Source organism: Nonomuraea sp. CA-143628 (genome assembly GCF_050942315.1).
Taxonomy (GTDB): Bacteria; Actinomycetota; Actinomycetes; order Streptosporangiales; family Streptosporangiaceae; genus Nonomuraea.
The window spans coordinates 7,506,119-7,527,944 of sequence record NZ_CP192072.1 but is presented as its reverse complement, the minus strand read 5'-3'; the positions used below and the strand labels follow the sequence as shown (position 1 = coordinate 7,527,944).

The 21,826-nt window shown below is 68.8% G+C and carries 18 protein-coding genes and 1 pseudogene; 12 read left to right on the top strand and 7 right to left on the bottom strand.

Features of this window, described 5'->3' with window-relative positions; genetic code table 11:
- Positions 1-14: 14 nt before the first annotated feature.
- Together ACQP2T_RS34450 and ACQP2T_RS34445 are read right to left on the bottom strand one after the other, a co-directional pair.
- The gene (locus ACQP2T_RS34450) at positions 15-641 is read right to left on the bottom strand and encodes a copper resistance CopC family protein (RefSeq protein ID WP_433509057.1); all 627 of its coding nucleotides are present in this window, start codon (positions 639-641) and stop codon (positions 15-17) included.
- Entirely contained in the window at positions 605-1,186 is a 582-nt protein-coding gene (locus ACQP2T_RS34445; RefSeq protein WP_433509056.1) for an MFS transporter, read from the bottom strand. Before ACQP2T_RS34445 ends, ACQP2T_RS34450 begins: the two co-directional genes overlap by 37 nt.
- 85 nt (positions 1,187-1,271) lie before the next feature.
- Between ACQP2T_RS34445 and ACQP2T_RS34440 the strand changes: the two genes are divergently transcribed.
- A complete protein-coding gene (locus ACQP2T_RS34440; RefSeq protein WP_433509055.1) occupies positions 1,272-1,490 on the top strand; it encodes a hypothetical protein in 219 nt (72 codons plus the stop codon).
- Positions 1,491-1,511: 21 nt separating this feature from the next.
- On the opposite strand, the gene ACQP2T_RS34435 is transcribed toward ACQP2T_RS34440, so the two are convergent.
- Positions 1,512-2,582, bottom strand: a complete 1,071-nt coding sequence (locus ACQP2T_RS34435) for a PQQ-dependent sugar dehydrogenase (protein ID WP_433509054.1) — start codon at positions 2,580-2,582, stop codon at positions 1,512-1,514.
- 141 nt (positions 2,583-2,723) lie between these two features.
- Entirely contained in the window at positions 2,724-5,207 is a 2,484-nt protein-coding gene (locus ACQP2T_RS34430) for a glycoside hydrolase family 3 N-terminal domain-containing protein (RefSeq protein WP_433509053.1), read from the bottom strand.
- A 430-nt stretch (positions 5,208-5,637) separates the two neighbouring features.
- Between ACQP2T_RS34430 and ACQP2T_RS34425 the strand changes: the two genes are divergently transcribed.
- Positions 5,638-6,309, top strand: a complete 672-nt coding sequence (locus ACQP2T_RS34425) for a lytic polysaccharide monooxygenase auxiliary activity family 9 protein (protein WP_433509052.1) — start codon at positions 5,638-5,640, stop codon at positions 6,307-6,309.
- A gap of 39 nt (positions 6,310-6,348) precedes the next feature.
- Here the strand turns inward: ACQP2T_RS34425 and ACQP2T_RS34420 are convergent, their stop codons facing one another.
- A complete protein-coding gene (locus ACQP2T_RS34420) occupies positions 6,349-7,101 on the bottom strand; it encodes an NUDIX hydrolase (RefSeq protein ID WP_433509051.1) in 753 nt (250 codons plus the stop codon).
- A gap of 112 nt (positions 7,102-7,213) precedes the next feature.
- Between ACQP2T_RS34420 and ACQP2T_RS34415 the strand changes: the two genes are divergently transcribed.
- Complete coding sequence (locus tag ACQP2T_RS34415; protein WP_433509050.1) at positions 7,214-7,843, top strand: pentapeptide repeat-containing protein; 630 nt, start codon at positions 7,214-7,216, stop codon at positions 7,841-7,843.
- 66 nt (positions 7,844-7,909) lie between these two features.
- Here ACQP2T_RS34415 and ACQP2T_RS34410 read toward each other — a convergent pair whose 3' ends face one another.
- Positions 7,910-8,188 carry a hypothetical protein gene (locus ACQP2T_RS34410; protein WP_433509049.1) on the bottom strand — a complete coding sequence of 93 codons (279 nt, stop codon included), beginning with the start codon at positions 8,186-8,188 and terminating at the stop codon, positions 7,910-7,912.
- Positions 8,189-8,259: 71 nt separating this feature from the next.
- Between ACQP2T_RS34410 and ACQP2T_RS34405 the strand changes: the two are divergent.
- Positions 8,260-8,441 (top strand): annotated as a pseudogene (locus tag ACQP2T_RS34405) (integrase core domain-containing protein); the annotation flags it as partial.
- Between the two features lie 243 nt (positions 8,442-8,684).
- Here ACQP2T_RS34405 and ACQP2T_RS34400 read toward each other — a convergent pair.
- Positions 8,685-10,577, bottom strand: coding sequence for a CocE/NonD family hydrolase (locus ACQP2T_RS34400; protein ID WP_433509048.1), 1,893 nt, complete (start codon positions 10,575-10,577; stop codon positions 8,685-8,687).
- A gap of 419 nt (positions 10,578-10,996) precedes the next feature.
- On the opposite strand from ACQP2T_RS34400, the gene ACQP2T_RS34395 reads away from it, so the two are divergent.
- The 8 genes from ACQP2T_RS34395 (at position 10,997) to ACQP2T_RS34360 (ending at position 21,601) form a co-directional block, all read left to right on the top strand.
- Positions 10,997-11,386 (top strand): hypothetical protein, encoded by a 390-nt coding sequence (locus ACQP2T_RS34395; protein ID WP_433509047.1) that lies wholly within the window; start codon positions 10,997-10,999, stop codon positions 11,384-11,386.
- A gap of 115 nt (positions 11,387-11,501) precedes the next feature.
- Positions 11,502-13,412, top strand: coding sequence for an amino acid transporter (locus tag ACQP2T_RS34390; protein ID WP_433509046.1), 1,911 nt, complete (start codon positions 11,502-11,504; stop codon positions 13,410-13,412).
- Between the two features lie 260 nt (positions 13,413-13,672).
- Positions 13,673-13,762: a K(+)-transporting ATPase subunit F gene (gene kdpF, locus ACQP2T_RS34385; protein ID WP_358016915.1), complete on the top strand. Its 90-nt coding sequence runs from the start codon at positions 13,673-13,675 to the stop codon at positions 13,760-13,762.
- Complete coding sequence (gene kdpA, locus ACQP2T_RS34380) at positions 13,762-15,423, top strand: potassium-transporting ATPase subunit KdpA (RefSeq protein ID WP_433509045.1); 1,662 nt, start codon at positions 13,762-13,764, stop codon at positions 15,421-15,423. Before kdpF ends, kdpA begins: the two co-directional genes overlap by 1 nt.
- Before the next feature lies 1 nt (position 15,424).
- The gene (gene kdpB, locus ACQP2T_RS34375; RefSeq protein ID WP_433509044.1) at positions 15,425-17,548 is read left to right on the top strand and encodes a potassium-transporting ATPase subunit KdpB; all 2,124 of its coding nucleotides are present in this window, start codon (positions 15,425-15,427) and stop codon (positions 17,546-17,548) included.
- Complete coding sequence (locus ACQP2T_RS34370) at positions 17,549-18,391, top strand: potassium-transporting ATPase subunit C (RefSeq protein WP_433509043.1); 843 nt, start codon at positions 17,549-17,551, stop codon at positions 18,389-18,391.
- A 1-nt stretch (position 18,392) separates the two neighbouring features.
- The gene (locus tag ACQP2T_RS34365; RefSeq protein ID WP_433509042.1) at positions 18,393-20,936 is read left to right on the top strand and encodes an ATP-binding protein; all 2,544 of its coding nucleotides are present in this window, start codon (positions 18,393-18,395) and stop codon (positions 20,934-20,936) included.
- Positions 20,933-21,601 carry a response regulator gene (locus ACQP2T_RS34360; RefSeq protein ID WP_433509041.1) on the top strand — a complete coding sequence of 223 codons (669 nt, stop codon included), beginning with the start codon at positions 20,933-20,935 and terminating at the stop codon, positions 21,599-21,601. The genes ACQP2T_RS34365 and ACQP2T_RS34360 overlap by 4 nt, the downstream gene beginning before the upstream one ends.
- Positions 21,602-21,826 lie beyond the last annotated feature (225 nt).

Below are 21,826 nucleotides of genomic sequence, written 5' to 3'. Positions count from 1 at the left end.
CCCGGTCGGTATGTCTACGGTCCGGCTGGTACGTCCGGTTGCTCCGTCGGCGCGGTCGGCTGACCGGCCGGGTCGACAGGGCTGTCGGGGTCGCTGGGCCCGCCGGTTCGTCTGGACAGCAGCCAGACCGCCAGGCCGGCCACCACCAGCGCGGCGAGTCCGCCCCAGAGCCAGCCGGGGATGCCGCCCCCGGCCTGCGCCGCAGCGGCAGGTCGGGTGCTCTCCGCCGAAGTGGCGGGTGCGGCCGAGGCGGCTTCGGTGGCGGACGCCGTCGCGCCGCCCTTCACGGTGAAGGGAATCTCGCCCTCGATCGGGTGACCGTCGGACGAGACCACCCGCCAGGCGATGACGTATGACCCGCCCGCCAGCTGGGTGGGCACGGTGGTCGACACCTTGGGGCCGTCGGCCTGCGGCTCGCCGAGCCGGATCGTCTTGCCGTCGGCGGTGCGCAGCACCACCAGCGGGAAGCGGACGCGGGACGAGTACTCCAGCTCGATCGTCTGGATGCCGGACACGGTGGCGCCCTTGGCGGGTGAACTGCTCTTGAGGCTGTCGTGGGCGAGGGCGGCGGGCGCGGTGGCGGACAGGAACAGCCCGCACCCGATCACCGCCACGAGGGTTCTGCGAAAAAAGGTAGGCAAAGTGGACTCCATGACGAGGGAAGTGTTGGCGATTCGGTGACTCCCCTCGTGGGAGGCCCTCTGCGTGGCTCCGCGGTCGCGATCCGGACCGTGATCGACGGCCTCAGCGGCGCCCGCGCCGGCGTCCGGCGTAGCGGAGCGGGGGCGGGAACCAGGCGAAGCGGGCGCGGCAGGGCGAGCCGGGGACGGCCCGCCAGGCGCAGCATGAGCCAGAACGCGCTCTCACCCCGATGCAGCCACCAGCCCGTCAGCACGGCGATCGTCAGGTGCACCAGCGGCATGCCCACGGTCAGATGCGCGTGCCCGCCGCTGGGCGCGGTCACTCCGAACAGCTGATGCAGCACCGCCTGCGTGCCCACCGTGGCGGCGAACACCATCTCGGGGCCGCGCTCGTGCCCGCCCAGGCCGTACGCCAGGCCGAGCGCGCCCAGCCCGCCCAGGACCATGACGCCCGGCGCGACCGCCGCGCCGCCCGCGAAGGCATGCCCGGCCGCCGTCACGGCGGCACACACCACCGCGAAGACCAGAGCTCGGGCGAAGCGCATGCGCCCATCCTTCCAGCCTTCAGCCACCCACAACCTACTTGCCGGATATATGTACGGCCGGAGGGGCTGTCTTTACTGTGAAGGCATGTGCGATCTGAGTCAGCAGGAAAGTCGGAACATCAGCGACACCCTGAGCAAGATCAACAGCCTGGCGGGGCAGGTGGAGACACACCGATCGAGCATCGAGCAGACCGCGTACATGGACCACGAGAACCTGGCCGCCCTCCTCTCCGACCTGGAGCGCCAGGTGGGCTCCGCCCGGGCCTGGGTGGTGGCCAAGCCCCAGGAGCACGCCGGACACTGACGCCCCGCGTTCCGGCATGCCTCAGGGCGTGCCGGTGGGCGGAATGCGGATGATGCGGTCGTCCTGGGCCACCGGGGCGCCGCGCCCGTCGCGGTTGCTCGTCGTCAGCCACAGCCATCCGTCCGGCCCCACCACGGCCGCGCGCAGCCGCCCGTAGGTGCCCCGCAGCTCGGCGACCGGGGTCCCGGCCCCGCCGGCGCTCGTCAGAGGGACGGTCCACAGCCGGGTACCGCCCAAGGCGCCGGCGAACAGCGTGCCGTTGGCGTACGCGAGCCCGCTCGGCGACGCCTCGGCCGTCGACCACGTGACGATCGGGTCGCGGAAGGACGGGTTGCCGCAGACGCCCTCGCAGGTGGGCCAGCCGTAGTTGCCGCCCGCGACGATCCGGTTGATCTCGTCCCGGGTGTTCTGGCCGAACTCGCTGGCGTACATCCTGCCCTGCGCGTCCCAGGCCAGGCCCTGCACGTTGCGGTGGCCATAGCTGTAGACCCGGGAGCCGCTGAAGGGATTGCCCGCCGGGACGCCGCCGCTCGGCGTCATGCGCAGGATCTTGCCCGCCGGGGTGTTCAGGTTCTGGGCGTTGGCGGTGTTGCCGGCGTCGCCGGTGGACACGTACAGCTGGCCGTCGGGGCCGAAGGCGATGCGGCCGCCGTTGTGGATGGAGGCCCGCGGCACGCCGGAGAATAGGACGTTCTGGGTCTGCGGCGCGTTCAGCCGGAACCGGACCAGCCGGTTGTCGTTGCTCGTGGAGAAGTAGGCGTAGACCCACTGGTCCTGGGCGTACGTCGGCGACACGGCGATGCCGAGCAGCCCGCCCTCGCCGGAGGCGGAGACTCCGTTGACGGTCGCCACCTGAACCGGGGTCTGTCCCGGGCGTACCTGGAGAATCCTGGCGGTGGTGCGCTCGGACACCAGCGCGCTGCCGTCGGGGAGGAAGGCCAGCCCCCACGGCACCTGCAGGCCGGTGGCGGACACCTGCGCCCGGGAGTAGTCGAAGCCGCCGATCGCCTGCGCGGCGGTGGGGACCGTGACTACGAGCCCCACGGCGGCTAAGAGAATCATGATCAGGGACGGGGTCGTTCGCACGCGCATGGCGGGCTCCTTGACCGATCTGTCGAGATCATCGTCAATGACGGGAGACTCGTACCCTACGCAGTTTTCGACGCCTCAACAATGATCTGATCCGTCACCTGTCGCGGCGCGGGCCCCGCGAGCTGCGCGTTCGGCAGCCTCCTACGATGTAATTTTCAACGCGCAGGCGTAGCCGGATGGCAGGCGGGTGTCGCCGGCCGGGCGACCGGCCTGGAAGCCGAAGGAGGCGCTCGCGCCGGGCGCCAGCGTCCCGTTGTGCGCGGCGTTGCCCGCCGTGGCGGCCTGGCCGCTCACCGCCAGGGAGGCGTTCCACGACCCGGTGATCTGATGGCCGGACGGCAAGGTGAAGGTGACGCCCCAGCCGTTCGCGGCGCTCGTGCCGGTGTTGGTGACCGCCACCTGGATGACGTACCCGGTGCTCCACTGGCTCTGCGTCGTCGCGGTGACCGTGCAGCCGCCCGTCCCGCCGTCGGCGCGGGTGGTCACGGTGACCGTCCCCGAGCGCGGCGAGCGGTTGCCGGCGGCGTCCTTGGCGTAGACGGCGAAGGTGTGGGCCGTGCTCGCGGCCAGGCCGGTGATGGTGGCCGTGGCGGTCGCGGCCGTGGCCACCGTCGTCTCGCCCGCCGGCTGCACCCGGACCACGTCGTAGCCGGTCACGCCCACGTTGTCGGACGAGGCGGACCACGACAGGCTCGTGGACGAGGAGGTGACCTCGGAGGCGACCGGCGTGCCGGGCGCGGTGGGCGGGCTGGTGTCGTCCTGCGCCTGCCCGTACGTCAGCCCGAAGCCGTACGCGAACAACGGCGTCTTGCCGTCGCCCGTGTTGATCGGCTGCTGGGAGGCGCTGCTCATCCAGGTCACGGGCAGCTTGCCGGTGGGTTGCGTCGTGCCGAACAGCACGTCGGCCACGCCCTGGCCCTCGGTGCCCGGCAGCCAGGCGGCCATCAGGGCGTTCCAGCCGGGCAGCTGGGCCGCGATGTCGAGGGGACGTCCGGAGACCAGCACGACCACGACGGGCACCCCGGCCGCGCGCAGCGTGGCGATGGTGTTCAGGTCGGTGGTGTCCAGGCCCAGGCCGCCTGGCCGGTCGCCTTGGCCCTCGGCGTAAGGCGTTTCTCCGACTACGGCGATCGCCACGCGATACGAGCCGTCGATGCCGCTGCCGTCGCGGCTGTAGGTGACGGTCGTGGCCGAGCCCGCGCTGTTCCTGATGCCCTGCAGGATGGTGGTGCCGGGGGTGATGGCGCCGGACGAGCCCTGCCAGGAGATCGTCCAGCCGCCGCTCTGGTTGCCGATGTCGTCCGCGCTCTTGCCCGCCACGAAGATCTTGCCACTCCGGGCGAGCGGCAGGATGTTCCCGCCGTTCTTCAGCACGACCTGCGACTTGGCCACCGCCTCGCGGGCCAGGGCGCGGTGCGCCGAGCTGCCGACGGTCGCGGTGTAGGAGCGGTCGGTCAGCGGTTTCTCGAACAGGCCGAGCTCGAACTTCTTCGTCAGAACGCGCCGGACCGCGTCGTCGACCCGGGCCGTGGTCACCCGGCCCGCCTGCACCTCGGCCCGCAGCAGGTCGATGAAGCGCCGCCAGGCCGTGGGCACCATCACCATGTCGACGCCGGCGTTCACGGCCGTGCGCACGTCGAGCGCGGAGGTGCCGGCGGCGCCGTCGATCTGGTCGATGCCGTCCCAGTCGGAGACCACGAAGCCGGAGAAGCCCAGCTCGCCCTTGAGCACGGTGGTGATCAGGTACTGGTGCCCGTGCAGCTTGGCGCCGTTCCAGCTGCTGAACGAGATCATCACCGAGCCCACCCCGCGCTCCACCGCGGCCTTGAACGGCGGCAGGTGGATCGCCCGCAGGTCGGCCTCGGACAGCTGGGTGTCGCCCTGGTCCACGCCGCCCGTGGTGCCGCCGTCGCCGAGGTAGTGCTTGGCCGTGGCCAGCACGGAGGCGGGGCCGTTCAGCGCGGTGCCCTGCAGGCCGGTCACGATCGTGGCCATCGACGAGGGCAGCTCGGACGTCTCGCCGAAGGACTCGTACGTGCGGCCCCACCGGTCGTTGCGGGCCACGCACAGGCAGGGCGCGAAATCCCAGTCCACGCCGGTGCCGGAGACCTCCTCGGCCACGGCCCGGCCGATCCGCTGGGCCAGCGCGGGGTCGCGGGTCGCGCCGAGCCCGATGTTGTGCGGGAAGATCGTGGCGCCGACGACGTTGTTGTGGCCGTGTACGGCGTCGACGCCGTACAGGATGGGGATGCCCAGCGGCGTGGCCAGGGCAGCGTTCTGGAAATTGTCGTACATATCCGCCCAGGATGCGGCCGTGTTCGGGGACGGCCCGGAGCCGCCGCCCGACAGCACCGAGCCGAGCCGGTACGTCGTGACGTCGGCGGCGCTGACCGAGCCGCGCTCGGCCTGCGTCATTTGGCCGAGCTTCTCATCCAGCGACATCCGGCCTATCAGGTCGGCCACCCGGGTCGGCACGGGCAGGCTCGGATCCTGGTACGGGTACGCGGCCGACGCGAAAACGGCCTGCCCGGCGCCCGTGCCGGGACCCCCGGGAACGCCCAGCACGGCGGCGACCAGCAGCGTCACGGCCGCCCGCGCCGTCCATTTCACGCTCGCGTTTCTCATGGCCCGCCATTCTCGGTCGGTGCGTCGCTTGGTCGCCGCGTCTCTCGGTCAGTGAGTCTCTCGGTCAGTGAGTCTCTCGGTCAGTGCGTTTCTCGGTCGGTGCGTCGAGCCTTGGCAGATGCGTCGAGCTCGATATTGGGAGCGCTCCCAATATCGACTCTAGGCCACCGCGCCGCCATTCCCTTGGCCGTCCACAACCCCACCCGGGCTCGCCCGCGACACCAGCGGAAACAGCCGAGACCGGGTGAAACTTTCACCTGGCACTTCCGGCGGCCCGATACGCGGCGCAGGACTTTTGCGGCACGCCTGCGGCGGCGGCCATGTTGACTCTCACTTGTCATTGTCTTCACTCACGCAGTCATCTACCGTCGCCGCCATGCAGGAGCGCTCCCAATAACCGAGACCCCCACCGGAACACGGAGACCGCACCATGCCCCACGCCCAAGTCCGTACACCGCGCTGGGCGCTCCGCGCCCTGACCCTGCTGCTGTTCGCGGCGACGCTCTACGCCGTCTCGCCGGCCGGCACCGCGTCAGCGCATGGATCCGTCGTCGACCCGGCATCCCGCAACTACGGTTGCTGGCTGCGCTGGGGCAGCGACTTCCAGAACCCCACCATGCAGCAGCGAGACCCCATGTGCTGGCAGGCATGGCAGGACAACACGAACGCCATGTGGAACTGGAACGGGCTCTACCGCGACAACGTCGGCGGCAACCACCAGGCGGTCATCCCCAACGGCCAACTGTGCAGCGCGGGCCGGACCCAGGACGGCCGCTACCGGTCCATGGACACGCCAGGCGCCTGGACCATGACGAACCTCGGCAGCACCTTCAACATCCGCCTGAACGACCAGGCCAGCCATGGCGCCGACTACATCAGGGTCTACATCACCCGCCAGGGCTACAACGCCACGACCACCGCCCTGGGCTGGAACCATCTGGAACTGGTCCGCGAGACCGCCAAGTACGCGCCCAGCCAGACGTACATGATCAATAACCTGACCTCGGCCGGACGCACCGGCCGCCACGTCATTTACACGATCTGGAAAGCCTCGCACATGGACCAGACGTACTACTTCTGCAGCGACGTCAACTTCACCTGAGCCGGGCACGCCTGGACTCCGGGGCCGGTTCGTCCGCTTCTAGGGGCCCGAGTTGACGTAGTGGCGGACGAGCGGCCCCAGGTAGTCCACGCACGCGCCCTTGAGTTCCGCCACCTCGGCCGGGGAGCGGACGAAAGCGATCCGCTCCAGTTCCGGATCGCGTCCCTGTGCCGTCTCGGCGGACGTCAGAGCGGCGAACCGCTCGCGCAGCAGCGATGCCGGCCGGGGCGGGGCCAGGAACACCACGCCCACGCTCCCGTTCTCGCCGCGCGTGACCAGCCACAGGGACAGCTCGCTCGGCGGTGTGTCGATGCCGGTCTCCTCGGCCAGTTCCCGAGCGGCGTGCCGGCGGAGGGCAGCCGTATCGAGGTTTTCACCCTCGGCGGGCGGTTCGACCGCTCCACCGGGTAGCTGCCAGCGACCAGGAGTGGCCGTCGACGCCGACATCCGCCCCACCAGCAGGCTCCCATCGTCAGTCGCCGGTTGCGCGACGGTGACGAAGAGGGACGGCAGCCACGAGGTGGCCCCCGGAACCCGGCCCAGGGCGCGGTGCCGGTAGGTCGTCCTCGCCCAGGTGATGACCAAGCTGTGCGGCCCATCTCGATCCAGCCCCGCGCACGCTACCACCGGCCCGTCGAAGAGACAGGGGTTGGCCTGGACCGCCTCCTCCCACAGGCGATCCATGGCCACCCGCTCAGCGGGCGGCACCGGCGGCGCGGCGTCCTCGATCAGGCGGAGCCGGCCGACTTCCAGAAGGCTGACCTCGCGAGGCCCCGGCAATGGCTCGGTCACCGACTCATGCTGGCACATCACGACCGGCAGCCGTGCTCGGCTACGCGGCCGGCGCGGCGGATTCTGTCGGTGACGCGTGGGAGGCTCGCGGGGACACGGAAGGAGGGCTTACGTGGAAGCCCGCGCAGACGGTCCGATGGGCCGGATGGCAGCGCCCCCGACCACCACGACGGTCAGCTCGGCCGACTGGGACGGTCGCGAGCTGGTCCAGGAGACTTACCATCAGGTCCTGTTCGTCGACGTGGACATGACGGAGCTGACCAACACCGGGTGCGTTTTCGAGGAGTGCGCGTTCAGCAACGTCCGTTTCAACGTGTCCGTGCACGAGGACGCGATGTTCCTCAACTGCACGTTCTCGCGGTGCTCGTTCTTCGACGCGACGTTCAAGGCGTGCAAGCTGACGGGCAGCACGTTCGACGGCTGCTCCTACGGGCTGCTGAAGGTCGAGGGCGGCGACTGGTCGTTCACCGGCCTGCCCGGCGCCGACCTGCGGGGGAGCGCCTTTCATGGGGTGCGGCTGCGCGAGGCCGACCTGTCGGGCGCCCGGCTGGAGAAGGCCGAGGTGTTACGGAGCGATCTTTCCGGGGCTTGGCTCAACGGGGCGGACCTCACGGGCTGCGATCTGCGGGGCAGTGATCTGTCCGACCTGGACCCGTCGACGGTCACGCTGAAGAAGGCGATCATCGACTCCTTCCAGGCGACCGTCGTGGCCACCGCGCTGGGTTTCGACGTCCGCGCTTGACGTGCTCCTGGGGTGCGTCCACGTCCCACCGAGGAGCTCATTGGCCGCTATGACGTGGAATGTCGCCTACGTCAAGCGGCAGTTGTCCCCGGAAAGGTCCCCGTTCCACGAGAAGACGCTGGGGCAGAAGTAGGTGCCCTGGGCTTCACCGAACCTGATGACGACGGTGACCTGGTAGAAGCCGGAGCCGCCGCACACCCAGCCGCTCAACTTGTAGGAGTCGCCGTTCGCAGTGCGGATGCCGGAAAAGCACTCGTGTGATCCGTCCGCGCGGGCCGGGGCAGCGATCAGGCCCACGACCAGGAGAGCGGCGATGGCTGTGGCGGCGAGGCGTTTGAGAGGCATGCCCTGACCGTAGAAGCGACCTGCGGGGTGGCCTAGATGCGGTTTGCCATCGTGAGACGTGGATTCTTCACGACGCGACCCTCAAACGCGAAACGCTTGAGGCGCCCACCGCTGGTCCGACGCCCGGACCGCCCGCTTGGCCGTGTTCCGCTGGATCACCCGATACAACACGGTCAGACGGCACTCCCGCCACGGCCAACTCAGCCCGATCGACTACGAGAAGACGAGAGAAAGCCTGAAGGCCGCCGCCTGAGGTCGGTGTCCACATTCAGGGGGAAGACACCGCGCCGGGTGCGGTGGTGGCCGGCGATCACCGGCGACCACCGCGCCGGGTTCGGCGGTGGCCGGCGATCACCGGCGCGATCGTGTTCTTCGCCCTCCCGCGGCATGCCGCGTCCGGCTTGTGGTGGTAGGGGCAGGCCACGGACGCCCGAGACGTCATGCGTACGGTCGCGGTCACGTCGGCCGCGACCGTACGAGAATGTCGATCTTGTTGTTACTTGGTGGGAGTGCGGGTGATCAGCGGCAGTGAGATCGACGTGCCGGCCAGGTCGACGGTGACCTTGGCTCCGGTGCCGGGTTCGGCGTCGGTCCCGGAGCCGTTGCCGGTCTCGTCGAGGTTGAAGTCGTCGTTGGTTCCGGTCAGCACCAGGCCCAGCCGGTGCCCGGCCTTGAACTCGTAGTCCTGCGGCAGCATCTTCCAGGTGATCTGGTACGGCTTGCCCGGCGTCAGCGGTGCCTGGCGGCTGAGCGACTTGTGGTTCTGCGCGTCCAGGATTGCTCGGGTGACCACGTTGAGGCCGGAGGCCGCCGTGTTGTCGGCGGCCCGGAAGTAGCAGCCATCGTCATCGGCCGTGCTTTCGCCGACGCAGTCCTCGCCGCCGATGATCTTTAGGCCTTGCGAGGCCGTCGCGGTGGTCTCGCGGTAGTTGATGCGGGTGTCGGTGCCGTAGTCGACGAGCAGGACGCCCAGGTTGGCGGTCGGCTTGTCCAGCGTGACTTTCAGGCTCACCGTCGGCGTTCCGGACAGCCGCGTCGTGTTCTTCAGCGGCGGGGTCAGGTAGGCCAGCCGGTTGGGGTTGGTGGTGGCGGGGCCGGTGGCCATCGCGATCTCGGTCTGGGCGGTGTCGAGGTAGTTGCCGGTGCCGGTCGAGGGCTTGCGGCCCAGTGAGCCGTCCTGCTGCGGTCGCAGGGTCGTCGTCCGCGTCGGTGCCGGCCAGTCGGCCTGCGTGGTCCATCGGCCGGAGCCGAGCTGCACGTCGACGCGCGGCTGGCGCATGATGTCATTGTCAACGCCCATGAGTTCGTGGTCGAACCACTGGTGCAGGGTGTCGACCCACACCTCGCGGCGGGCCCAGAACGGGTCGAGATGCCCGTACTGCGTCACCCACGCCTTGCGCTGCACCGTGCGGGGCAGCTTGGCCCACCACTCGGAGAACTGGCTGCCCACCACGTTCCGGTCCTGCATACCCATCACCGCGAAGACGCTGGCGCGGATGTTGCGCGCCTTCGAGATCGGCCCGGTCCGGTAGTTGCGTTCGTTCCAGTAGGCGTTGTAGTTGCCGGTCTCATCGTCGGATTCGGCGTCCATCCGCCGGCGCGTCGCCTCACACTTTTCCGCCGGATCCTTGTCGACGTGCTCGGACTGCCACCTCGCCCCGCCCTTGAACCAGGTGAGGACGCCGTTGACGTGACCGTTCTCATATCCGCTGGTGAAGGCCGAGAGCGGAACGATCGTCTCCAGCCCTTCCACGCCGGTGCCGGCGACGCCGACGCCGAGCGCTCCCTCATACGAGTGGCCGATCATCCCGGTACGCCCGGTGGTCCAGGAGGCTTTGACCGGGTCGCCCTTGTCGTCATAGGCGCTCGCCCGGCCGTTCAGCCAGTCGACGACCGCCTTGCCGCCCAGCACGTCGGCGGCGCCGTACGACATCGGGCAGCCGTCGGACAACCTGGTGCCGATCATGTCGACGGACACGAACGCATACCCACGCGGCACGAAGTAGTTGTCGTAATACATCGGAAACTTCGTCACGTTCGCGTTCGTGTCGTACTTCTTGTGTTCAATCTCGAAGCCGACCCCAGGGTTGTCGTAATACGGGCTTTCCTGCATGATCACCGGGACCTTGAGCTCGGAACCGCTCTCTTTCGGCCGGATGATGTCCACCCGCACCAGGTCCTTCTTGCCGTCGCCGTCGCTGTCGACCGACGACTGCACCCGGACGTGCTCGCGAATGGCGTCCTTGTAGGAGAAGACGGGCTGCGTGAGCCCGCCGGAGACTTTGATCTTCGGCCTCGCCGTCGCGGAAACGGCTGGGGCACCGGCGATCACGAGCGTGGTCGCGAGTGTGACTGCGGCGAGGAGCCCTCGCCGTCGGGGGTGTGACATGTGGAACCCCTTTAAGAGTCGTGAAATGACGCCATTTTGGCGCCATTGAAAGATCATGGTGGTGTCAAGCTGTGTCCGCTGCTCAGCGCGGACCTGATCGCCAGATCAGCGGGATCGGCGCCGGTTGGCGGAGCGTGCGGAGGTGGCGGCGCGTGCGCCGACGGGCAGCGGCAAACTCGTCGCGGTGCGGGTGAATGGTGAGAGAGCGACCGGCATTGGTGCGGGCGCGAGCGCAGCGGGCAGCCGGTGTAGAGCGCTTTGCGCTACAGGTCTCGGCCTGACGTCGTGGGCAGTGGGACTTGGAACACCCCTTCCGGCTTCCGGCTATTCAGTGATGCCGACTACCGGTACAAAGTAACACCGAATACTGGTATGTAGCAACGCTGAATAGCTGAAGTGCGAACCGGGGCCGCAAGCGCGTGATGGTGCCGCTGAAAACCGCGGCCGCATGCTGCCGGGTGCCGAGGAAGTGCGCGGATGTCATACATGACGCCAATGTGATGCCAATATGGCATCTTGGCATCGAAATGGCGTCACTATGGCCGGTCGCCGAGACGTTCCGGGAAATCCGGCATGTGTTGCGGCCGGGCGGTGAGCTGCGTTTCTACGAGCATCAGCGCTCGAACAGGTGGCCGGTCGCGTTGTTGAGCGGCCTGGTGACTCCCATCTGGTCACGTGCCGCCGGCGGCTGCCATCCCACTCGCGACATCCTTGCGGAGACGGAGCAGGCAGGGTTCGGAGTCGAGAGTTTGGACCGGTTCGCCCTTCGCGGCTTCGACCATGTCGTAGGAGTCGCCCGGCCCCGCTGATGTCCCGTCGAGACGCATCCATACGTTTTCTTGACGCCCTCACCAGGTCGGATAGCTCTTGACCGTCAGTAGGGTGCAATGCGTATTTATGCGCTCTTGATGGAGGGTGACCGGGATGGTGCTGGCGAAACGGCCGGTCGCTACTGAGGGAACGGTTCGGTCGTGGCTGCTCGAAGGGCTGCAGACCGACCGTAAGCAGATCGAGCACGGTCCCCATGTGAAGCACTCGTGGTGGCGGGTGATGTGCCTCACGGGCGTGGACTACTTCTCCACGTTGGGCTACCAGCCGGGCATCGCCGCGTTGGCGGCCGGACTGCTGTCGCCGCTGGCCACGTTGTTCCTGGTGGCCTTGACGTTGCTGGGCGCGTTGCCGGTCTATCGGCGGGTGGCGGCCGAGAGCCCGTACGGGCAGGGCTCGATCGCGATGCTGGAGAAGCTCGCCCCGCAGTGGTGGGGCAAGTTCTTCGTGCTGGCCTTGCTCGGGTTCGCGGCCACCGACTTCGTGATCACGATGACGCTCTCGGCGGCCGACGCCACCGCGCACCTGCTGGAGAACCCGTTCATGCCCGACTTCCTGGCCGGGCAGCGGGTGATCGTCACGCTGGTGCTGCTGGCCCTGCTCGGCGGGGTGTTCCTGATGGGGTTCAGCGAGGCGATCGGCCTTGCCGTCCTGCTCGTCTTCGCCTACCTGGCACTCAACGCGGTGGTGGTCGCGACCGCGTTGGTGCACGTCCTGCAGGCGCCGCAAGTGGTCGTGGACTGGGAGCGCGCGTTGAGCGTGGACTTCAGCAGTCCCCTGGCGATGGTGGGCCTGTCGCTGCTGGTGATGCCCAAGCTCGCGCTGGGCATGTCCGGGTTCGAGACCGGTGTCGCCGTGATGCCGGTGGTCAAGGGTGACATCCAGGAGCGGATCGCGGGCACCAGGCGGATGCTGACGGCCGCGGCCCTGATCATGAGCGTGTTCCTGGTCTTCTCCAGCTTCGTGACCACCGTGCTCATCCCGCACCAGGAGTTCGCGGAGGGCGGCAAGGCGAGCGGGCGGGCGCTGGCCTACCTGGCTCACCAGTACCTGGGTGACTGGTTCGGCACCGCCTACGACGTCAGCACCATCGCCATCCTGTGGTTCGCGGGAGCGTCGGCGATGGCGGGCCTGATCAACCTGGTGCCGCGTTACCTGCCCCGGTACGGCATGGCGCCGGAGTGGACCGGGGCCGTGCGGCCCCTCGTGCTGGTCTTCTCCGCCATCGCGTTCGCCATCACGATCATCTTCGACGCCGACGTCGATGCCCAGGGCGGCGCGTACGCCACCGGTGTGCTGGTGCTCATGCTGTCGGCGGCTGTGGCGGTGACACTGTCGGCCCGCAAGAAGCGCCAGCACAAGGCGACGGCCGGGTTCGCCGTGATCACGGCGGTGCTGGCCTACACGCTGGTGGACAATGTGATCGAGCGGCCGGACGGTGTGAAGATCGCCTCCTTCTTCATCGCGGCCATCATCGTCACCTCGTTGATCTCCCGCGCCACCCGCTCGACCGAGCTGAGGGTCACCGAGGTGCACCTGGACCCGCTGGCCGAGGAGTTCCTCAACGAGGCGAGCGGCGACATCCACCTCATCGCGAACGAGCCGCATGAGCGCGACCAGGCCGAGTACAACGACAAGCTGCGCGAGCAGTGGATCAACCACCGGCTGCGCAGCGCCGAGCCGGTCCTGTTCGTCGAGGTGAAGGTGCCCGACGCCTCGGAGTTCGAGACCGAGCTGCGCGTCAAGGGCGAGGAACGCTACGGCCACAAGATCCTTACCATCGACAGCTCGGCCGTGCCCAACTCGCTGGCCGCGCTCCTGCTCCACCTGCGCGATCGCACCGGTAGGGCCCCGCACATCTACTTCCACTGGGCGGAGGGCAACCCGGTCGTGGCGATGCTGCGTTATCTCGTCTTCGGCGGCGGCGACGTTCCACCGCTGACCCGCGAGGTCCTCCGCAAGGCCGAGCCGGACCCGGAACGCAGGCCGCACGTCCACGTCGGCTGACGGACGTCGGCCGTGGTGAGGCGCTGGCGGCGTGCCGCGTACGAATGTCGTCAAGGATCGCGCCACAGCCGTATGGAAGCCGTCAAGAACGGCCAAACAGGCCTATTTCCGGGTTTTGCTGGGTCATGAACCGCTCATCCCGAGCGGTAGGCACTGTGTTCCGAAGTTGAGGAGTTGGGGATGGCTGACGTCATCTTCGTCGCCCTGACGATCGCGATCTTCGTGGTCTTCGGGCTCGTCGTGAAGGCGGTGGAGCGCCTGTGAGCGCGATCAACGCCGCCGGTCTGATCGTGGTCGCCGCTCTGGTGATCTTCATGGTCGCCGCCCTGCTGTTCCCGGAGCGTTTCTGATGAGTACGACCCCCGCAGGGATGATCTTCATCATCTCCCTGATCGTGGCGCTGGCCTTGGTGCACAAGCCATTGGGCGACTACATGTACCGGGTCTACACGACCACCAAGCACAACGTCGTCGAGCGGGGCGTCTACCGGCTGCTCGGCGTGCGTGCCGATGCCGAGCAGAGCTGGGGCGTGTACGCCCGCAGCCTGCTGGCGTTCTCGGTGATCTCGATCCTGGTCGTGTACGGCATGCAGCGCCTGCAGGACAAGCTCCCGCTGAGCCTGGGCATGAAGCCGGTCACCGACCACATCGCCTGGAACACGGCCGTCAGCTTCGTCACCAACACCAACTGGCAGGCGTACTCGGGTGAGTCCACGATGGGCTACCTGGTGCAGATGTCGGCCCTGGCCGTGCAGAACTTCGTGTCCGCGGCCGTGGGCATGGCGGTGGCGGTCGCGCTGGTGCGCGGCTTCGCCCGCCGCAAGGCCGACACGATCGGCAACTTCTGGGTGGACCTGGTGCGCGGCTCACTCCGCATCCTGCTGCCCATCGCCTTCGTCGGCGCGCTGGTGCTGGTGGCCGGCGGGCTGATCCAGAACTTCTCCGGCCTGCACGAGGTCACCACGCTGACCGGCGGCACCCAGGCGATCACCGGCGGTCCGGTCGCCTCGCAGGAAGCCATCAAGGAACTGGGCACCAACGGCGGCGGGTTCTACAACGCCAACTCCGCCCACCCGTTCGAGAACACCACGAACTGGACCAACTGGCTGGAGATCTTCCTGATCCTGGTGATCCCGTTCGCGCTGCCACGCACCTTCGGCAAGATGGTCGGCCAGGTCCGGCAGGGCTACGCCATTCTCGCCGTGATGGGCGTGATCGCGCTGGCCAGCGTTCTCCTCACCAACGTGTTCGAGCTGAGCGGGAACGCGACCGTGCCGCAGGCGGTCGGCGCGGCGATGGAGGGCAAGGAGGTCCGCTTCGGCGTTCCGAATTCGGCCACATTCGCTGCGGCCACGACGCTGACCTCGACCGGCGCGGTGGACTCCTTCCACGACTCCTACACGCCGTTCGGCGGCATGATGACGATGTTCAACATGATGCTCGGTGAGGTGGCGCCCGGCGGCGTCGGCTCCGGCCTGTACGGGATGCTGATCCTGGCCGTGATCACGGTGTTCGTGGCCGGGCTGATGGTCGGCCGGACTCCGGAGTATCTGGGCAAGAAGATCGGCGCCAGGGAGATCAAGCTGGCCTCGATGTACTTCCTGGTCACCCCGGCGCTGGTGCTGATCGGCACGGCGTTCGCGATGGGATCGGCGGAGCAGCGCGCGAGCATGCTCAACTCGGGGCCGCACGGCTTGTCCGAGGTGCTGTACGCCTTCACCAGCGCCTCCAACAACAACGGCTCGGCGTTCGCCGGCATCACGGTCAACACGCCGTGGTACGACGTGGCGCTCGGTTTGTGCATGGTGTTCGGCCGGTTCCTGCCGATCGTTCTGGTCCTGGCGCTGGCCGGTTCGCTGGCCCGGCAGGCGCCCGTGCCTGAGGGTGCCGGCACGTTGCCGACGCACCGGCCGCTGTTCGTCGGCATGGTCGTCGGCGTGACGGTCATCCTGGTCGCCCTCACCTTCCTCCCGGCGCTCGCGCTCGGCCCCATCGCAGAAGGACTGTCCTGATATGTCAACCCCAGTGCTCGAAGCGCCGGGCAAGGCTCCCGCGCCCAAGCGGAACGGCCGCGTGGGCGGCGGCCTGCTCGACCCCAAGCAGCTCCTGACGTCGCTGCCGGACGCGGTGAAGAAGCTCAACCCGGTCACGCTGTGGCGCAACCCCGTCATGTTCATCGTCGAGATCGGCGCGGTGTTCACCACCGTCCTGGCGGTGCTCGACCCGTCGTTCTTCGCCTGGGCCATCGTGCTGTGGCTGTGGCTGACCGTCGTCTTCGCCAACCTGGCCGAGGCCGTCGCCGAAGGGCGCGGCAAGGCCCAAGCCGCCACCTTGCGCGCGGCCAAGCGGGACACCACGGCCCGGCGTCTGAAGGGTCGTACGTCCCCGGAGTGGGATGTGGTCGGCGCCCCTGAGCTCAAGCAGGGTGACTTCGTGGTCGTCGAGGCCGGGGAGATCATCCCGGGTGACGGCGACGTGGTCGAGGGCATCGCCTCGGTGGACGAGTCGGCCATCACCGGCGAGTCCGCGCCGGTCATCCGCGAGTCGGGCGGCGACCGCTCGGCGGTGACCGGCGGCACGAAGGTCTTGTCGGACCGGATCGTCGTCGAGATCACCCAGAAGCCCGGCGAGAGCTTCATCGACCGCATGATCGCCCTGGTCGAGGGCGCGAACCGGCAGAAGACGCCGAACGAGATCGCGCTGAACATCCTGCTGGCCGCCCTGACGATCATCTTCCTGGTCGCCACCGCCACCATGCAGCCGCTGGCCATCTACTCCAAGCAGATCAACCCTGGAGTGGCCGACTCGCTCGCGCTGAACGCGAACGGGGTCACCGGGATCGTGCTGGTGTCGCTGCTGGTGTGCCTGATCCCCACCACGATCGGCGCGCTGTTGTCGGCGATCGGCATCGCCGGGATGGACCGCCTCGTCCAGCGCAACGTCCTGGCCATGTCCGGCCGCGCGGTCGAGGCCGCCGGTGACGTCTCCACGCTGCTGCTGGACAAGACCGGCACGATCACGCTGGGCAACCGGCAGGCGTCGGAGTTCGTCCCGGTCGCGGGTGTCACCGAGCAGGAACTGGCCGAGGCGGCGCAATTGTCCAGCCTCGCCGACGAGACGCCCGAGGGCCGCTCGATCGTCGTCCACGCCAAGCAGGCGTACGGCCTGCGCGAACGGCAGCCCGGCGAGCTGGCGCACGCCGAGTGGGTGCCGTTCACCGCCCAGACCAGGATGAGCGGTGTGAACCTGGACGGCCGTCAGGTGCGTAAGGGCGCGGCCACCGCGGTGATGAAGTGGGCGCGCGACCAGGGCGGTCACCCCACCGACGAGATCGGCCACCTGGTGGACGGCATCTCCGGCTCGGGCGGCACCCCGCTGGTCGTCGCGGAGACGGGCCGGGTGCTCGGGGTGATCCACCTGAAGGACGTGGTCAAGCAGGGCATGCGGGAGCGGTTCGACGAGATGCGCCGGATGGGCATCCGGACCGTGATGATCACCGGTGACAACCCGCTGACCGCCAAGGCCATCGCCGACGAGGCCGGGGTGGACGACTTCCTGGCCGAGGCCACGCCCGAGGACAAGCTGGCGCTGATCAAGAAAGAGCAGGAAGGCGGCCGGTTGGTCGCGATGACCGGCGACGGCACCAACGACGCCCCCGCGCTGGCGCAGTCGGACGTCGGGGTGGCGATGAACACCGGCACCTCGGCCGCCAAGGAAGCCGGGAACATGGTGGACCTCGACTCCAACCCGACCAAGCTGATCGAGATCGTGGAGATCGGCAAGCAGCTGCTCATCACGCGGGGCGCGCTGACGACGTTCTCGATCGCCAACGACATCGCCAAGTACTTCGCGATCATCCCGGCGATGTTCGCGGCGGTCTATCCGGGGCTGGACGCGCTCAACATCATGCGCCTGGCCAGCCCGCAGTCGGCCGTCCTGTCAGCGGTGGTGTTCAACGCGATCGTCATCATCGCGTTGATCCCGCTCGCGCTGCGAGGGGTGCGTTACCGGCCCTCCAGCGCCTCCAAGCTGTTGTCGCGCAACCTGTACATCTACGGGCTGGGCGGCATCATCGCGCCGTTCATCGGCATCAAAATCATCGACCTGCTCATCCAGTTCCTTCCGGGGATGTCGTAAATGGAACGTCTACCTGGCTGGCTGCGCCAGCACCTCGCCGCGATCCGGGCGGTCGTCGTCTTGACCGTGCTGCTCGGTGTGATCTACCCACTGGTCACCACCGGCGTCGCCCAAGCGCTGTTCAACGGCAAAGCCAACGGCTCGATCGTCCAGGCCGGCGGCAGGGACGTGGGCAGCGCCATCATTGGCCAGAACTTCACCGACAAAGACGGCAACCCGGTCAAGAAGTACTTCCAGTCCCGCCCGTCGGCGGCCGGCGACGGCTACGACCCGACCTCGACCAGCGCCAGCAATCTCGGTCCCGAGGACATCGTGGACACGCTGCCGGTGCCCGGCGCCAAGGACGAGGGTAAGCAGTCGCTGCTGACCCAGGTCTGCGCTCGGTCCAAGGCGATCGGCGAGCTGGACGGCGTCAGCGGCGCCCGCCCCTACTGCACCTCTGACGGCGTCGGCGCGGTGCTGAAGGTCTTCCCCGACCACGCTGTCAGTGTCAACCAGGCATGCCCCACCGCCCCCTTCATCGCCACCTATCAGGGGCTGAAGGTGGAATGCGGCAAGCCCGGCGAGGACTACGCCGCAGGGCGAACCGTCCCGGTCAGGGGAGACACGGGAACCCCCGCCGTACCGGCCGACGCGGTGACGGCCAGCGGCTCGGGCCTGGACCCGCACATCTCGCCCGCCTACGCCGAGCTTCAGGCGCCCCGCGTGGCCACAGCGCGTGGGATCGCGCTCGACAAGGTCAAGCAGCTCATCGAGGCGAACACCACAGGCCGGACGCTCGGCTTCATGGGCGAGCCCGCGGTGAACGTCCTCGAACTCAACCTGGCCCTGGACAAGGTGTGACATGAAGGGGCGGCTGCGGGTCTACCTCGGGGCGGCCCCCGGGGTCGGCAAGACGTACGCGATGCTCTGCGAGGGCCGCAGGGGGCTGGAGCGCGGCCGGGACGTGGTCGTGGGTTTCGTCGAGACCCACGGCCGCTCCCGCACCGCCGCCCTGCTGGAGGGCATGGAGCTGATCCCGCGCAGGACCATGACGCACAGGGGCGCGACGTTCACCGAACTGGACACCGAGGCGGTGATCGCTCGCGCGCCCACGGTGGCGTTGATCGACGAGCTGGCGCACACCAACGTGCCCGGCTCGCGCAACGCCAAGCGCTGGCAGGACATCGACGACCTCCTGGACGCCGGGATCGACGTGATCTCCACGGTGAACATCCAGCACCTGGAGTCGGTCAACGACGTGGTCCAGGAGATCACCGGCGTGCCGCAGCGCGAGACGGTGCCGGACGAGGTGGTACGGCGGGCTGATCAGATCGAGCTGGTCGACATGTCTCCGGAGGCGTTGCGTCGCCGGATGGCGCATGGCAACGTCTACGCCGCCGAGAAGGTCGACGCGGCCCTGTCGAACTACTTCCGCGTCGGCAATCTCACCGCGCTGCGCGAACTGGCCCTGCTCTGGGTCGCGGGCAAGGTGGACGACCAACTCGATCGCTACCGCGCCGAGCACGGCATCGCCAGCACCTGGGAGGCGCGCGAGCGCGTCGTGGTCGCCCTGACCGGCGGCCCGGAAGGCGACACGCTGGTACGGCGTGCTGCCCGCATCGCCGCCCGCACCAAGGGCGCCGACCTGCTGGCCGTGCACGTGACCAGCTCCGACGGCCTGGCCGGAGCCGATCCGGCCAGCCTGGCCCGCCAAAGGTCGCTGGTCGAGGACATGGGCGGCACCTACCACCAGGTCGTCGGCGACGACATCCCCCGGGCGCTGCTGGACTTCGCCCGCGGCGTCAACGCCACTCAACTCGTGCTCGGCGCCTCCCGGCGCGGCAGGTTCGCCCAGATCTTCTCGCGGGGTGTGGGGGTGGAGACCACGGCGCTGTCCGGCTCGATCGACGTTCACATGATCACCCACGATGAGGCCAAGAAGGGCCGCCGGCGGCCGGCCCGCTCGCACGCCGCGCTGACCCGTCCACGCCGGCTGAGCGGCTGGGCGATGGCGGTGGCCGGGATGCCCGCGCTGACGGCCGCGCTGTCGCCGTTCAGGGACGTGCTGTCGCTGCCCAGTGAGATCCTGTTCTTCCTCTGCCTGACCGTCGGGGTGGCGCTGGCCGGCGGCATGTGGCCGGCCATCACCGCCGCCGTCGGCGGATCGTTGTTGCTCAACTGGTTCTTCACGCCGCCGATCGGCGAGTTCACCATCAGCGACCCGGAGAACTTTTTCGCCCTGGTCGTGTTCGTCCTGGTCGCGGCCGCGGTCAGCACGATCGTGGACATCGCCGCCCGCCGTACCCGCGAGGCCGCCCGCGCGAGCGCGGACGCCGAGCTGCTGTCCACGCTGGCCGGGCACGTGCTGCGCGGTCAGGCCGCCGTGCCGTCCCTGCTGGAGCGGATGCGTGAGACGTTCGGCTTGACCTCGGTCACCCTGCTCGAACGACGGCCCGAGGCCGCCCGCACCCCCGACGACCAGTCGGATCCGGACGCGTGGCGGATCGCGGCCACCTTCGGCGGCGCCCCGTCCACCTGCCCCGGCCAATCCGACACCGACGTGGTCATCGACGACGACATGATCCTGGCGGCCCAGGGCGGCCCGCTGGACGCCGCTGACCGTACCGTGCTGGAGGCGTTCGCCGCCGAGGTCGCCGTCGCGCTCCGCCAGGAACGCCTTCAGCAGGAGGCCGAACAGGCCCGCCCGCTGGCCGAGGCCGACAAGATGCGCACCGCCCTGCTCGCCGCCGTCAGCCACGACCTGCGCACGCCGCTGGCTTCGGCCAAGGCCGCGGTGGAGAGCCTGCACAACACGGACGTCGCCTGGTCAGAACAGGACCGCGCCGAGCTGTTGGCCACCGCCGAGGAGTCGCTGGACAAGCTGGACCGTCTGGTGGCGAACCTGCTCGACATGAGCCGTCTGCAGGCCGGGGTGCTCGGTGTGACCCCGCAACCGGTGGGCCTGGAGGAGATCGTCCCACGTGCCATCGACGATCTCGGCCCGTTGCGCGACCGGATCGAGGGCGACATCTCCATCGAGCTGCCCGAGATCCTCGCCGACCCGGCCCTGCTGGAGCGCGTCCTGGTCAACCTCATGTCCAACGCGGTCCGCTACAGCCCGCCGGACAAGACGGTACTGATCACCGCGAGCCGGTATGGCGACCACGTGGAGATCCGCGTGATGGATCGCGGCCCCGGCATCCCGCCCGAGGCGCACGACCGTGTCTTCCAGCCGTTCCAGCGGCTCGGCGACCGCGACAACCACTCCGGCGTCGGCCTCGGCCTGGCCCTCTCGCGCGGCCTGACCGAGGCGATGGGCGGCACCCTCGTACCCGAGGAGACACCAGGAGGAGGTCTCACCATGACCCTCACACTGCCCATTTCCAGCAGGGCGGCGACGGCATGACCCGCATCCTCGTCGTCGATGACGAACCGCAGATCCTGCGCGCGCTGCGCATCAACCTGGCCGCCCGCCACTACGAGGTGGACATCGCCGGCGACGGCGCCTCGGCTCTGCGCGCGGCCGTCGACAGCTCGCCGGACCTGGTCATCCTCGATCTGGGGCTGCCCGACTTGGACGGGGTGGACGTCATCCACGGCCTGCGCGGCTGGACCACCATTCCGATCATCGTCCTGTCCGGCAGAGCCGGCAACCAGGACAAGGTCGAGGCCCTGGACGCCGGCGCCGACGACTACGTGACCAAACCGTTCGGCATCGACGAACTGCTGGCCAGAGTGCGCGCCGTCACCCGGCGCACTGCCACCCAGGAAGCCGAGCTGGCCCACCTCCAGCTCGGCGACCACGTGATCGACCTGACCAACAAGACGATCTCCAGCAATGTGCGCCTCACCCCGACCGAGTGGCAGATCCTGGAGATGTTGCTCCGCCACCCGGGCAAGCTGATCAGCCAGCGTCACATTCTCACCGAGGTATGGGGCGCCCGCTTCGTCAAGGAAACGCACTACCTGCGCCAGTACATGGCCCAGATCCGCCGCAAACTCGAACGCGACCCGGCCCACCCCGCCCACCTGATCACCGAACCCGGCATGGGCTACCGCTTCAAACCATGATCTCGCATCCGCCGCCCTTCACCATGAGGACGGTCACCATGGGCCGCAGGTCGCCGAGGAGCCCATTGTGGGAGCCCAGGACGGCTTCGGCTCACCCAGCCGTTCCCGGACTCGGTATCGGCCGGTGATCGTCTGGCCGCCGGTCATGATGCCGAAGATCGCCTTGGCACCCGCCAGCTGGGGCAGGCCGGGCCCAATGTCGGCAGATCATGGGCGACCTCGCGA